This window comes from Streptomyces sp. NPDC005791, from assembly GCF_042871485.1.
Lineage (GTDB): Bacteria > Actinomycetota > Actinomycetes > Streptomycetales > Streptomycetaceae > Streptomyces.
In genome coordinates, this window is record NZ_JBIAIP010000001.1 from 226,730 (window position 1) to 238,703 (window position 11,974).

General features: G+C 71.2%; 13 protein-coding genes and 1 pseudogene. 7 read left to right on the plus strand and 7 right to left on the minus strand.

Features of this window, described 5'->3' with window-relative positions:
- Positions 1 to 11: 11 nt before the first annotated feature.
- Positions 12 to 227 carry a hypothetical protein gene (locus ACFYSH_RS01150; RefSeq protein ID WP_359465464.1) on the minus strand — a complete coding sequence of 72 codons (216 nt, stop codon included), beginning with the start codon at positions 225 to 227 and terminating at the stop codon, positions 12 to 14.
- A gap of 134 nt (positions 228 to 361) precedes the next feature.
- On the opposite strand from ACFYSH_RS01150, the gene ACFYSH_RS01155 reads away from it, so the two are divergent.
- Complete coding sequence (locus ACFYSH_RS01155; RefSeq protein WP_359465463.1) at positions 362 to 802, plus strand: MarR family transcriptional regulator; 441 nt, start codon at positions 362 to 364, stop codon at positions 800 to 802.
- Between the two features lie 94 nt (positions 803 to 896).
- A complete protein-coding gene (locus tag ACFYSH_RS01160; RefSeq protein ID WP_359465462.1) occupies positions 897 to 2,231 on the plus strand; it encodes an MFS transporter in 1,335 nt (444 codons plus the stop codon).
- A gap of 54 nt (positions 2,232 to 2,285) precedes the next feature.
- Here the strand turns inward: ACFYSH_RS01160 and ACFYSH_RS01165 are convergent, their stop codons facing one another.
- Entirely contained in the window at positions 2,286 to 2,867 is a 582-nt protein-coding gene (locus ACFYSH_RS01165; protein ID WP_388750143.1) for a Uma2 family endonuclease, read from the minus strand.
- Positions 2,868 to 2,966: 99 nt separating this feature from the next.
- Here ACFYSH_RS01165 and thpR point away from each other — a divergent pair, with 99 nt between their 5' ends.
- The gene (gene thpR, locus ACFYSH_RS01170; protein ID WP_388750145.1) at positions 2,967 to 3,539 is read left to right on the plus strand and encodes an RNA 2',3'-cyclic phosphodiesterase; all 573 of its coding nucleotides are present in this window, start codon (positions 2,967 to 2,969) and stop codon (positions 3,537 to 3,539) included.
- Positions 3,540 to 3,685: 146 nt separating this feature from the next.
- Here the strand turns inward: thpR and ACFYSH_RS01175 are convergent, their stop codons facing one another.
- From ACFYSH_RS01175 to nadE, 3 genes are read right to left on the minus strand one after another with little or no spacing between them, the layout of a single operon-like run.
- The gene (locus ACFYSH_RS01175) at positions 3,686 to 4,681 is read right to left on the minus strand and encodes an aldo/keto reductase (RefSeq protein ID WP_359465459.1); all 996 of its coding nucleotides are present in this window, start codon (positions 4,679 to 4,681) and stop codon (positions 3,686 to 3,688) included.
- Positions 4,682 to 4,730: 49 nt separating this feature from the next.
- Positions 4,731 to 5,705, minus strand: coding sequence for a prolyl aminopeptidase (gene pip / locus ACFYSH_RS01180; protein WP_359465457.1), 975 nt, complete (start codon positions 5,703 to 5,705; stop codon positions 4,731 to 4,733).
- Positions 5,702 to 6,544: an ammonia-dependent NAD(+) synthetase gene (gene nadE / locus ACFYSH_RS01185; RefSeq protein ID WP_359465455.1), complete on the minus strand. Its 843-nt coding sequence runs from the start codon at positions 6,542 to 6,544 to the stop codon at positions 5,702 to 5,704. Before nadE ends, pip begins: the two co-directional genes overlap by 4 nt.
- Positions 6,545 to 6,822: 278 nt before the next feature.
- Here nadE and ACFYSH_RS01190 point away from each other — a divergent pair, with 278 nt between their 5' ends.
- Entirely contained in the window at positions 6,823 to 7,317 is a 495-nt protein-coding gene (locus ACFYSH_RS01190) for a zinc ribbon domain-containing protein (RefSeq protein ID WP_359465453.1), read from the plus strand.
- Positions 7,318 to 7,347: 30 nt separating this feature from the next.
- Here ACFYSH_RS01190 and ACFYSH_RS01195 read toward each other — a convergent pair whose 3' ends face one another.
- On the minus strand, positions 7,348 to 7,626 hold the full coding sequence (locus ACFYSH_RS01195; RefSeq protein ID WP_388750148.1) for a metal-sensitive transcriptional regulator: 279 nt from the start codon (positions 7,624 to 7,626) through the stop codon (positions 7,348 to 7,350).
- A gap of 211 nt (positions 7,627 to 7,837) precedes the next feature.
- Here ACFYSH_RS01195 and ACFYSH_RS01200 point away from each other — a divergent pair, with 211 nt between their 5' ends.
- The 3 genes from ACFYSH_RS01200 to ACFYSH_RS01210 all read left to right on the plus strand — a co-directional run bounded on the left by ACFYSH_RS01200 (position 7,838) and on the right by ACFYSH_RS01210 (position 10,893).
- Positions 7,838 to 8,641 carry an ABC transporter ATP-binding protein gene (locus ACFYSH_RS01200; RefSeq protein WP_359465450.1) on the plus strand — a complete coding sequence of 268 codons (804 nt, stop codon included), beginning with the start codon at positions 7,838 to 7,840 and terminating at the stop codon, positions 8,639 to 8,641.
- A 3-nt stretch (positions 8,642 to 8,644) separates the two neighbouring features.
- The gene (locus tag ACFYSH_RS01205) at positions 8,645 to 9,985 is read left to right on the plus strand and encodes an FtsX-like permease family protein (RefSeq protein ID WP_388750151.1); all 1,341 of its coding nucleotides are present in this window, start codon (positions 8,645 to 8,647) and stop codon (positions 9,983 to 9,985) included.
- 290 nt (positions 9,986 to 10,275) lie between these two features.
- Complete coding sequence (locus ACFYSH_RS01210) at positions 10,276 to 10,893, plus strand: DUF1707 domain-containing protein (RefSeq protein ID WP_359465446.1); 618 nt, start codon at positions 10,276 to 10,278, stop codon at positions 10,891 to 10,893.
- Between the two features lie 347 nt (positions 10,894 to 11,240).
- On the opposite strand, the pseudogene ACFYSH_RS01215 reads toward ACFYSH_RS01210, so the two are convergent.
- Positions 11,241 to 11,929 (minus strand): annotated as a pseudogene (locus ACFYSH_RS01215) (transposase); the annotation flags it as partial.
- Positions 11,930 to 11,974 lie beyond the last annotated feature (45 nt).

An 11,974-nucleotide genomic window follows, 5' to 3' on the forward strand; every position in this document is an offset into this window, starting at 1 on the left:
GCGGATCTCCGTCACGTGACCCGGTCGGCCGGGTCGGCGTGGCGGAGATCCGCCCCGTAGAACTTCTCCGTCTCGTCGACGGACGCGTGGAAGCGCTCGTCGAAATCGTCGCGGACGAGCGTCCGGACCACGTAGTCCTGGACGCTCATGCCGCGTCTGGCGGCGTGCCGGCGGAGCCGGTCGAGCAGCTCACCGTCTATACGCAGGCTGAGCACTGTCGATCCCATGCCAAGCAGGTTCGCGGCACTCATGGTCTTTTCGCGGCTATTTCCGCCCCACACTCACTCGTTCGGGTGATCAGTTACCCGCGCGTGTACCACCCGCTGGTATTTAGCGCAGCTAATGAGTTACGCTAATGAACATGCCTGACCTGATCCACGACGGTGACAGTGCCGCCGCCGTGAGCTCCCTTCGCTCCGCCGTGATGCTGCTGGGCCGGCGCCTGAAGCACCAGCGCGTCGACGAGTCGCTGAGCCCCACCGAGATGTCGGTGCTCGGCACACTCGCCCGCTGCGGGTCCGCCACCCCCGGTGAGCTGGCCCGCAAGGAGCACGTGCAGCCGCCGTCGATGACCCGCATCGTCGCGCTGCTGGAAGCCAAGGGCCTGGTCAGACTGGAACCGCACCCCGAAGACCGTCGGCAGAAGATGGTCAGCCGGACCGAGCAGGCGGAAGCCATGCTCGCCGAGAGCCGCGACAAGCGGAACGCCTGGCTGGCCGACCTCGCCGAGGGCCTGGACGAGGACGAGTGGGAGAAGCTGCGGGCCGCCGCGCCCGTGCTGGAGAAGCTCGCCCACCTGTGACTCCGGCGGGGCGCGCGGGCTCCTCGCCCGTCGCGCCCCGCCGTCACGTCCTCGTCAGCCAGAACGCCGTACACGTCCGAGGAGGCGAACTCTTTTGAGTACGGGATCCGGAGCAGACTCCGCCCCCGCACCGACTTCCACCCACGAGAGCAAGACCGGCGGGACCTTCTCGTCGCTGAAGATCCGCAACTACCGCCTGTTCGCCACGGGCGCCGTGATCTCCAACACCGGTACCTGGATGTCCCGCATCACGCAGGACTGGCTCGTCCTGAGCCTCACCGGGTCCGCCGCCGCCGTCGGCATCACCACGGCCCTCCAGTTCCTCCCGATGCTGCTCTTCGGCCTGTACGGCGGCGTGATCGCCGACCGGCTCCCGAAGCGGCGTCTGCTCATCATCAGCCAGGCGGCACTCGGCCTGTGCGGCATCGCGCTCGCCGTCCTGACCCTCTCCGGCGTCGTGGAGGTCTGGCACGTCTATCTGATCGCCTTCCTCCTCGGCATGGTGACCGTCGTGGACAACCCGGCGCGCCAGTCGTTCGTCTCCGAGATGGTGGGCCCCGCGCAGCTGCGCAACGCGGTCAGCCTGAACTCGGCGAACTTCCAGTCCGCCCGGCTCATCGGCCCCGCCGTCGCGGGCGTCCTGATCACGACGGTCGGCAGCGGCTGGGCGTTCATGCTCAACGGGCTGTCCTTCATCGCCCCGCTCGTCGGCCTGTCGATGATGCGGACAAGCGAGCTCCACGCCTCCGTGACCGTCAAGCGCGCCAAGGGTCAGCTGCGTGAGGGCCTGCGCTACGTGTCCGGCAGACCGGACCTGATCTGGCCGATCGTCCTGGTCGGTTTCGTCGGCACCTTCGGGTTCAACTTCCCGATCTTCCTGACGGCCTTCGCGGACGACGTCTTCCACGGCGACGCCGGGATGTACTCGTTCTTCAACATCCTGATGGCGGCCGGCTCCCTGGCGGGTGCCCTGCTCGCCGCCCGCCGCCGCTCCTCGCGACTGCGGATGCTGGTGGCCGCGGGCACGCTGTTCGGACTGCTGGAGATCGCCGCCTCCCTGTCCCCGACCGTCTGGCTGTTCTCGCTGCTGCTGGTCCCGATCGGCATGATCGGACTGACGACCAACATCAGCGCCAACACGAGCGTCCAGATGGCCTCGGACCCGGAGATGCGGGGCCGCGTGATGAGCCTCTACATGATGGTCTTCGCCGGGGGCACGCCGGTGGGGGCCCCGATCGTCGGCTGGATCAGTGACGCCTACGGTGCGCGCGTCGCAATGGCGTTCGGCGGCGCGGTCTCGATGGTCGCGGCGCTCGGCGTCGGCTTCATGCTGACGCGTGTCGGCGGCCTGCGCGTGAAGGTCGACCTGCGCCCAGGTCGCCCGCACGTGCGAATAGTTCCGCGCGAGCAGCTGGCCACGGCTGCCTGAGCGCCGCCCGCGTACGCCGCCCCCTCCACGCCGGAGGGGGCGGCATTCCCGTTCTCAGTCGCGGGGGAACCTGTCCGTCCGGAGAGCGAGGCCGACGGGGGTGTCGGTCAGGTCGACCGCGGTGCCGAAGTCGAGGCTCAGCACACTGCGGTACTCGGCGTCCTTGGGAATGGTGTGGAGATGCCAGGTCCCCTTATAAGGGTCGATGATCAGATACACGGGTACGCCTGCGGTGGCGTACGTGGCCTTTTTCGGGCCGTAGTCGTTCGCGGCGGTGTCTTTGGAGATCACCTCGGCGACGAATTCGATGTCCTGGTAGCGCCAGTGGCCCTTGGCATCTGCCGAGGCGCCCTCGCACAGAGCCACGACGTCGGACGCGAAGCCGTTGAGGCGGCCGGGAAAGTCGATACGCACGTCGGACAGCAGCTGCTCCTCCTGGTACGTGGCGAACAGCTGCCTGACAATCGAGAGAATGATCTGCCAGTGAGTGCCCCTCTGCGGCGACATGTAGACGTTCCCCTCGACGATCTCGACCTTGAATCCCTCGGGGGTGGGCTCAAGCCACTCGAACATCATGTCCAGGGTGCGCGCGTCGCTGGTGTCGGCCATCTCGATCCTGTCGTCGACGACGGTCATCGTGGCGCTCCTCCCCGCTGCCGCACGGCGCGGGCAGCCACGTAGTACAACGATAGGCCCGGACCCCCGGACACGCGGGGACGCTGGGACACTCGCCGCATGAGCAGCCAGAGACTCTTCGCCGCCGTCCTGCCGCCGGAGCCCGCCGCCGACGAGCTGGCGGGGGCCGTCGCCCCCCTGCACGGGCTGCCCGGAGCCGTGAACCTCCGCTGGACCGCCCGGGCGGGCTGGCACTACACGCTGGCCTTCCTGGGGAACGTCGACGACGATCTGCTGCCCGAGCTGTACACCCGGCTGGAGCGTGCGGCGCACCGGACCGAGCCCTTCGCGCTGCGGATCCAGGGCGGCGGCAGGTTCGACGGGCGGACGTTCTGGGCGGGGGCCGAGGGCGGCACCGACACGCTGCGGCTGCTGGCGCAGCGGGCGCACGCCGCCGCGCGCAAGGCCGGGATCCCGATGGAGGAGCACCGCCACCACACCCCGCACCTCACCCTGGCCCGCAGCCGGGTCCCGGCGGACCTGACCCCGTACACGGCGGTACTGGAAGGCTTCGAGGGCATGCGCTGGCAGGCCGCCGAGCTCACTCTCGTACGCAGCGACCTTCCGGTCGACGGGGTGCCGGGGGAGCAGCCGAGGTACGAGGTGGTGCGGGCCTGGCCGCTGGGCCGGTGAGCGGGGCGGTTACGCTCGTCGGGTGGACCCGAAGACCAGAAACCGCATCATGGCCGCCGTGCTCGTGCTGATGTTCATCGTCGTGGCGGCGGCCTCCGCCCTCGGAGGCTGAACCCGGGGGCGAAGGCCGCACGCGCGCCGCGTACCTACCAGGCGAAGTTCTCCGGCGACGGGCCCGGGCCCGGGAAGATCTCGTCCAGCGCCGACAGCACCTCGTCCGACAGCTCCAGCTCCACCGCGCGCAGCGCCGAGTCGAGCTGCTCCCGCGTGCGCGGGCCGGAGATCGGGCCGGTCACGCCGGGCCGGGTCAGCAGCCAGGCCAGGCCGGCCTCGCCCGGCTCCAGGCCGTGCTTCTCCAGCAGGTCCTCGTACGCCTGGATCTGCGCCCGCACCTTCGGGTCGGCCAGCGCGTCGCCGGACCGGCCGGAGGTGGAGCGGGCGCCGCCGCCGTCGCGCTCCTTGCGGATCGCGCCGCCGAGCAGCCCGCCGTGCAGCGGCGACCACGGGATGACCCCGAGGCCGTACTCCTGGGCGGCCGGGATGACCTCCATCTCGGCGCCGCGTTCCATCAGGTTGTAGATGCACTGCTCGCTGACCAGGCCGTAGCTGCCCCGCTGACGGGCCCGCTCGTTCGCCTGGGCGATCTTGTAGCCCGAGAAGTTGGACGAGCCCGCGTACAGGATCTTGCCCTGCTGGATCAGTACGTCGATGGCCTGCCAGATCTCGTCGATCGGGGTGTCCCGGTCGACGTGGTGGAACTGGTACAGGTCGATGTGGTCCGTCTGCAGCCGCTTGAGGCTGGCGTCGACGGCACGGCGGATGTTCAGGGCGGACAGCTTGTCGTGGTTGGGCCACGCCTCGCCGTCCGCGCCCATGTTGCCGTAGACCTTGGTGGCGAGGACGACCTTGTCACGGCGGTCGCCGCCCTGCGCGAACCAGGTACCGAGGATCTCCTCGGTGCGGCCCTTGTTCTCGCCCCAGCCGTAGACGTTCGCGGTGTCGAAGAAGTTGACGCCCGCCTCCAGGGCGGCGTCCATGAGTGCGTGGCTGTCGCTCTCGTTGGTCTGGGGGCCGAAGTTCATCGTCCCCAGCACGAGGCGGCTGACCTTGAGTCCGGTGCGTCCGAGCTGCGTGTACTTCATGGTCCCCAACCCAACTCCTTCGAGCGCGCTCGAAGCAAGAGCGACGTGCTCAGCCGCGCCGCCCGAACCGGTCCAGGGCAGCCCGCACCGCCCGGGAGGTCGCCGCGCCGCCCAGGTGGCCCGCATCGTCGATCACCGTCAGCACGGCGTCCGGCCAGGCCTTGGCCAGCTCCCAGGCGGTGCCTAGCGGACCGCCCAGGTCGAAGCGGCCGTGCACCAGGACGCCGGGGATGCCCGCGAGGCGTCCCGCGTCGCGGATCAGCCGGCCCTCCTCCAGCCAGGCGGCGTGCGAGAAGTAGTGCGCGCAGATCCGTACGAACGCCAGCTGGTCCCGGCCGGGCCGGCCGCTGTAGGGGGCCGGGCCGGTGTGCGCCTCCATGGACAGCACCGCGTCCTCCCAGGCGCACCAGTCGGCCGTGGCCTTCGCCCGCACCTCCGGGTCGGGGCTCTCCGTCCGCCGGGCGTACGCGGTGACGAGGTCCGCCGGGTCCTCGGCCTCCGGGGCGCCCGCCCGGAAGAGGTCCCAGGCCTCGGGGAAGATCTGCCCGGCCCCCCGGTACAGCCAGTCGATCTCGCTGCGCCGGGTCGTCGTCACCGCCGGGATCACGATCTCCGAGACCCGCTCCGGGTGCTGTTCGGCGTACGCGAGGATCAGCGTGGAGCCCCAGGACCACCCGTACAGGAGCCACTTCTCGATGCCGAGGTGCTCGCGCAGGCGCTCCATGTCGGCGATCAGGTGGGCCGTCGTGTTGTGCCGCATGTCGGCGCCGGGGTCGCTCGCGTGCGGGGTCGACCGGCCGCAGTTGCGCTGGTCGAAGAGCACGACGCGGTAGAGGTCCGGGTCGAAGTCCTGCCGGGGCCCGGTGCCGCACCCCGAGCCGGGGCCGCCGTGGACGACGAGGGCGGGCTTGCCCGCCGGGCTGCCGCAGACCTCCCAGAACACGAGGTTGCCGTCGCCGACGTCCAGCATCCCCTGGTCGTGCGGCTCGATCGGTGGGTACTTCTCGTCGGGCTCCCGGTTCACCGCTGCTGCGGAGGGCCGATGGGCAGCCGGCGCTTGTGGTCCGTGAGGCGGTAGCGGCCGACGATCGTGTCGAAGGCCTGCTCGTCCACCGGCTTGCCCTCCAGGAAGTCGTCGATGGTGTCATAGGTGACCCCGAGGGCCTGCTCGTCCGCCTTGCCCGGGTCGAGCGTCTCCAGGTCGGCCGTCGGTACCTTCCCGACCAGCTCCGCGGGGGCGCCCAGCGCCTCCGCGACGGCGCGCACCCGGCGCTTGGTCAGGCCGGTCAGCGGGACCAGGTCGGCGGCGCCGTCCCCGAACTTGGTGAAGAAGCCGGAGACCGCCTCGGCCGCGTGGTCCGTGCCGACGACGAGGCCGTTGTGCGCGCCCGCCACCGCGTACTGGGCGATCATGCGCTGCCGGGCCTTGACGTTGCCCAGCACGAAGTCCTGGTGGTGCGGGTCGCGGAAGGCCACGTCGCCGTCGAGCAGGGACTCCTGCGTGGCGTCGGTCGCGGGCTTGATGTCCACGGTCAGGACCTGGTCGGCCTGGATGAAGGACAGCGCGAGCTGGGCGTCGTGTTCGTCGGCCTGGACCCCGTAGGGGAGCCGCATGGCGTGGAACCGGGCCTCGTGGCCCGCGGCCCGGGCACGCTCGACGGCGAGCTGGCACAGCCGGCCGGCGGTGGTGGAGTCGACGCCTCCGCTGATGCCGAGCACCAGGGAGCGCAGTCCTGTCGAGGTCAGCCGCTCGGCGAGGAAGGCCACCCGGCGCTCGATCTCCTGGTGGGCGTCGAAGACCTCCGCGACCTCCAGCTCTCGGGCGATCTCCTGCTGCAGGGCGATGTTCGCCGGCTCGCTCACGTCTGCTCCTCGGTCCGGTTCGCGGTGCGCTGTCGCGCTCAGCCTACCCAGCACCGGTGTGTGCACCGCCGGGGCAGGTCAGCCCCTCACGGCCACGTGGTACGCGGAGACCCACAGCGTCACCGCCGACGCCAGGCCCACCACGGCGCGCACGCTCCCCTCGGACAGGCCGGCCGCGGAGCCCGGCCCCGAGAGCCACGGCCTCCTGGCGGCCGTGGAAAACTGGTGGGGACCCACTCCGGGCAGGTCCGCGAGCGGAACGACAAGGAGGCCGCGGCATGGACGCCACCCCGCAGGTGCTGACGGTGCTGGACGGGCTCCTCGCCTCCGCCGCTCCCGACGAGCGCGGCGCGCTGTGGCATCTCGCGGAGCAGGGGCGGGAGTTGGACGCCAATGTCGTCCGTCTGCCGTCGGGTGCAGGAGTGGGCGAGCACCAGGAGGACGTCCTCGACGTGCTCCTCGTCGTCCTCGCGGGCGCGGGCAGCCTGCGTACGGGCGCCGGAGAAACGCTGGAGCTCGCCCCGACGACCGTCATCTGGCTGCCCCGTACCTCGCGCCGCGCCCTGGAGGCGGGACCGGAGGGGCTGACGTACCTCACGGTGCACCGCCGCCGCCCCGGGCTGACGATCAAGCCGGCCGTACGCACGCCCGCGTACGAGGGTGGCGAGGCCCCCTGCATGCTGGATCTGGTCTGCCCGGAGTGCGGACGGCTCTCGGCGGACCGGGCGCCGAAGTTCTGCAGCGCGTGCGGTGAGCCGTTCCCGGAGCGCTGACGGGGCGGGGTCCGCTCGGGCCCGGCCGTCTCAGGCCAAGGAGAGGAACAGCTTCTCCAGGCGGGCGCGCATCCGGTCCTTGTCGGCGGGCGTCTGCCCCTCGTCGGCCAGGCACTGCTCGAGCCCGGTGGCGATGATGGAGAAACCCGCCCGGTCCAAGGCCCGGGAGGCGGCGGCCAGCTGTGTCACCACGTCCTCGCAGTCCCTGCCTTCCTCGATCATCCTGATGACCCCGGCGATCTGCCCCTGAGCCCGGCGCAGCCGGTTGAGGACGGACTTCAACTCCTCCGCAGCCATGTCGAGTCGCATGCTTCCTCCCGGGTCCGACGTACCACTCGCGGATGCTCGCTCGCCCGTGAGTCTATACCCCCGGGGGTATAGAGCCTGTTGCCTTCCCCCGCGTCAGGTGTACCCAACGCCACCCCGCACTCGGGGCCCTGCGCCCCATGTGCTCGCCCGCTCCCGTCCGTAGCGTCGTCGACGTGGCGCAGAGCGCGCCCGATGAGCAAGGGGGACGACGATGTTCGATCGCGAACGGCAGCCCGCGAGCCGGGCCGCCGAGGCCCTGCGGCTGGTCTCGGTGAGCAAGGTGTACGGAACAGGGGACAGTGCGGTGACCGCCCTCGACGGGGTGACCCTCAGCCTGCCGACAGGAAGCTTCACCGCGGTCATGGGCCCCTCCGGCTCGGGGAAGTCCACGCTGCTCCAGTGCGCGGCGGGCCTGGACCGCCCCGACCGGGGACAGATCCTCGTGGCAGGCGAGGAGATGCACGGCGGCAGCGAGGCGGCGCGCACGAAGTTCCGGCGGGACCGGATCGGCTTCATCTTCCAGCAGTACAACCTGCTGCCCACCCTGACCGTGGAGGAGAACACCTCGCTGCCGCTCAGGCTGGCCGGCCGGAAGGCCGACCGGAAGAGCGTCCGCGCGATCCTCACGCAGGTGGGGCTCGGTGAGCGCCTCGGCCACCTCCCCGACGAACTCTCCGGCGGCCAGCGCCAGCGCGTCGCGATCGCACGCGCCCTGGTCACCCGGCCGGGCGTGATCTTCGCCGACGAACCGACCGGCGCCCTGGACACGCGCAGCGCACGCGATGTGCTGACCCTGCTGAAGGAGACCGTCCGCCTGCACGGCGGCACCGTCGTGCTCGTCACCCACGACCCGGTCGCCGCCTCCTACGCCGACTCGGTGGTCTTCCTCGCGGACGGACGGCTGGCAGGACACCTCTCCGCCCCCACCGCTGAGGCGGTCGCCGAGCGCATCACGCACCTCGGGGACCGGACAGCCGGACGGCGCGCGGACCACGGCCCCCTGATGGAGGTGTGAGCGATGCTGTTCCTGGCCATGCGCTCGGTCCGCAAGCGCCCCGGGCGCTTCCTCGCCACCCTGCTCTCGGCGTTCCTCGGCGCCGTGATCGTCATGACGTTCAGCTCTCTGCACGACACCGCCGCGGCACCCGGCGTCGACGAGGTGAGCTCGCAGTCCATGACGACCTCCGCGAGCGTCGTCGGCGGTTACGGGTCCCTCCTCGTCTTCTTCGCCATCGCCTCCACCCTCACCGTCAACGTCCGCCGGCGTGCCGAGGAGATCCACCTGCTGCGCTGCACCGGGGCCACACCCGCCCAGATCACGCGCATGGTCGTCGGGGAGTCCGCCGTGGTGGCCCTCGCCGGAGCGGTGCTCGCCATCGGCCCCGCGATGCTCGGCGGACGGCTCCTGCTCGACCTGTTCCAGGACAGCGGCCAGGTCGCCGCGCACGTCGATCCGGCCTTCGGCGCGATGGCCGTCGGCTCGGGATTCGGCATCGCGGTCCTCGCCTCCGTAGGCGCCGCGTTCCTCGCCGTACGCCGCGCCACCAGGGCCGCCACCGACACCCGGGGCCCGTCCGGCGGCCGGCTCCGCACCCTGGCGGGCTGCGCCGCGCTGGTGGCCGGGACCGGGGCGGTCCTGACCACGTACGCCGTCGACAGCACGGAGGAGATGCTGATGGCGTTCCCCGCCTACGGGGCCATCCTGCTCTCCGTCGGCTTCGCGGTCCTCGCCCCGTCCCTGCTGGGCCGGATCCTGGACCTGCTGCGGGGCCCGCTCGCCGCGGTGGGCGGCGCGGGCGCCTACCTGAGCACCCGCAACCTACGGCGACGCGGTGCGGAGTCGGCCGGCGTGCTGATGCCGATGATCACCTTCACCGGCATGGCCACCGCCACCCTCTACATCCAGGCGGTGGAGACCGACCGGGTCGCGGCCTCCGGACTCGCGAAGACCGTCCAGGACAAGAACGTGGAGACCCTCAACCTGGTGGTCGTCGGCATCATCGTCGTCTTCTCCTGCATCATGCTCGCCAACAGCCTGTACGCCTCCACCTCCTACCGCAGCCGGGAGTTCGGCCGGCAGCGCCTGGCCGGGGCGACCCCCGGCCAGGTCCTGGGCGTGGTCGGCCGGGAGGCGGCGATCCTCACGCTGACCGGTCTGGTCCTGGGCACCGTCGCGGCGATCGCGGGGATCATCCCCTTCACGATGGCCCGCACCGACCAGGTCGTACCCGACGAGGGGCCCGCGACGTGGCTGGCCGTCATCGCCGTCGCCACCGTGGTCACCCTCGGTACGAGCCTCGGAACGGCGCGCATGACCCTGCGCACGCCGGCCGTCGACGCCGTCACCGTGGCCGCGTGACCCGTGGCCCGTACCGGACTTCAGGGGGCCGCGCCAACGCCGGCAGGATCAGCCCGGACATCAGGACGCCCAGGGGGAGATGGACCGACGGTAGGTGTGCGATGCCGACCCCGCCGCCGTGCTGACCGCCGACGGCGGCGGCATGGTCGGTGCCGCACTGCGCCCGATCGAAGGCGGCGCGCGCATCGCCGGTCTTCCTGGCATCCCTGGCACGGGGCCGAGGCCGGTGAAGCCCGGCGACCATGGGCAAAAGCTGTCCAACGAACGCTGGGCTGCCTATCCTTGTGGTCATGACCGCCCAGCCTCCGGAGCCCTCCGTGCGCCCTGTTCCTTCACCCGGGCTCCGCGCCTCGCACGACGACCGGGACGCTGTGGTGGAGCAGTTGCGCGACGCCGCAGCCGAGGGGCGGATCGACTTCGAGGAGTTGGACGCGCGCCTGGAGCAGGCGTTGACGGCGAAGACCCACGCCGAGCTGGCGGTCCTGACCGAGGACCTGCCGAGGCCGGTTCTCCCCGAGAGCCGGCCGCCCCTGGTCCTCAAGGGCGGTATGCACGGCGCGTCCCGGGGCCCCGGCCTCTGGGAGGTCCCCGGCCGCGTCGTCGCTCACGGAGGCATGGGCGGTGTGAAGCTCGACTTCACCCGGGCCCGGTGCAGCCTCACCGAGATCGCGGTCGAGGCGTACGGGGAGATGGCCGGTGTCACGATCGTCGTCCCTGACGCCTGGGCCGTGGACACGGGTGGCATGGACCCCGGTATCGGCGGACTGAAGGACAGGACCACTCCCGACCGGCTCCCGGGGACCCCGCTGATCCGGCTCACCGGGACCGGCGGCATGGCGGGCGTGACCATCCGCCATCCCAGCCGCTGGGAGCGGCGCAAGCTGCGCGGCAACCCGACGGAGCACTAGGGCGTGTTTCGAAAGTCCCGCCTGCCTGGCGGCGTCTGGCACGCACGCTCGCCGCGTTGTCGGGATCACCCCGATAGATCCAGTATCGGGGCGACCCTCCGCCTTGCGATCGCACGCACCAGACGCCGCCAGGCCCGCCCTTCGGGCGGACGGCGCTACTTTCGAAACACGCCCTAGGTGTTCTGTCCACGGAGGTTGGGTGCGGTGACAGTGATCACCGTCTTGGGATCTTGAACGAGTGAGGGCCTTCCGGGTTCGGTGTGGATTACGACGTCTACACCAGCCCGAAAGGCCCTCATGCCCCACCTTGATGCACCCCTGACCGAGACGAGGGTGACGTGGTGGGCGGCCGGCAGCCAGCGTGTCGGAGGCCCGGGGGCGGCCGTGGCCGTGCGGATCTCACGCCCGGCGGGCCGGACCCGCAGAGCCACGAAGCGGGAGTACATGCGTTTCACTCCGCTGCGGCCACTGCCCGGCCGTGATCCCTCCCTCCACTGCACCGGCTGTGCGGAGGATGTACGGCCGCGATGACCAGGCTCTTCACCCTCTGTGCCGACTCGGGGTAGGCAGGAACCGGCTGTCGCCCCCGGCCTGTGTAAGCCGGGGTGCATGGCTGTGTGTCCTCGGGTTGCGCGGTGGTCGAGGTCGAGACGGCCGGATCGGCCTTCGGCGAGGCGGGATCCCAGCTCCCGGGCAGGAACAGACGCCAGTTCACCGCCGCCGAGGCGCCGTTGGAAGCCAGGTGCAGCGAAACTCCGGCCTGGCAGTTGGTGACCTTGCCCGCGGTTCCGGTGTACTGCCGGGTCACGCACGCCGACGCGTCCCCGTCCTTGAGGAACCCGGTGTCATCGATGACCAGCGCGGTGGGCTTGACGACCGGCTGCATACGCCAGGCCAGCCGGGCCCGCACATGCGCCGCATCCCACGGACTGGACGTGACGAAGTGGGCCAGAGCCTGCCGGTTCCCGTCCTCGCCCAGGCGGGCGGCCATCGGCTCCACCGACTTGCGCCCGCCGTCCAGCAGCAGGCCCCCCAGTCACCCGCGTCAACAACCCTGCGGGTCAATACACCTAGTGGCTGG

Bases quoted from the DNA above. Each gene is read 5' to 3' on its own strand.
- ACFYSH_RS01200 (WP_359465450.1), top strand. From the start codon at position 7,838: ATGTTCGATCGCGAACGGCAGCCCGCGAGCCGGGCCGCCGAGGCCCTG.
- ACFYSH_RS01205 (WP_388750151.1), top strand. From the start codon at position 8,645: ATGCTGTTCCTGGCCATGCGCTCGGTCCGCAAGCGCCCCGGGCGCTTC.
- ACFYSH_RS01155 (WP_359465463.1), top strand. From the start codon at position 362: ATGCCTGACCTGATCCACGACGGTGACAGTGCCGCCGCCGTGAGCTCC.
- ACFYSH_RS01195 (WP_388750148.1), bottom strand. From the start codon at position 7,626: ATGCGACTCGACATGGCTGCGGAGGAGTTGAAGTCCGTCCTCAACCGG.
- ACFYSH_RS01175 (WP_359465459.1), bottom strand. From the start codon at position 4,681: ATGAAGTACACGCAGCTCGGACGCACCGGACTCAAGGTCAGCCGCCTC.
- ACFYSH_RS01210 (WP_359465446.1), top strand. From the start codon at position 10,276: ATGACCGCCCAGCCTCCGGAGCCCTCCGTGCGCCCTGTTCCTTCACCC.
- ACFYSH_RS01190 (WP_359465453.1), top strand. From the start codon at position 6,823: ATGGACGCCACCCCGCAGGTGCTGACGGTGCTGGACGGGCTCCTCGCC.
- ACFYSH_RS01150 (WP_359465464.1), bottom strand. From the start codon at position 227: ATGGGATCGACAGTGCTCAGCCTGCGTATAGACGGTGAGCTGCTCGAC.
- thpR (WP_388750145.1), top strand. From the start codon at position 2,967: ATGAGCAGCCAGAGACTCTTCGCCGCCGTCCTGCCGCCGGAGCCCGCC.
- ACFYSH_RS01165 (WP_388750143.1), bottom strand. From the start codon at position 2,867: ATGACCGTCGTCGACGACAGGATCGAGATGGCCGACACCAGCGACGCG.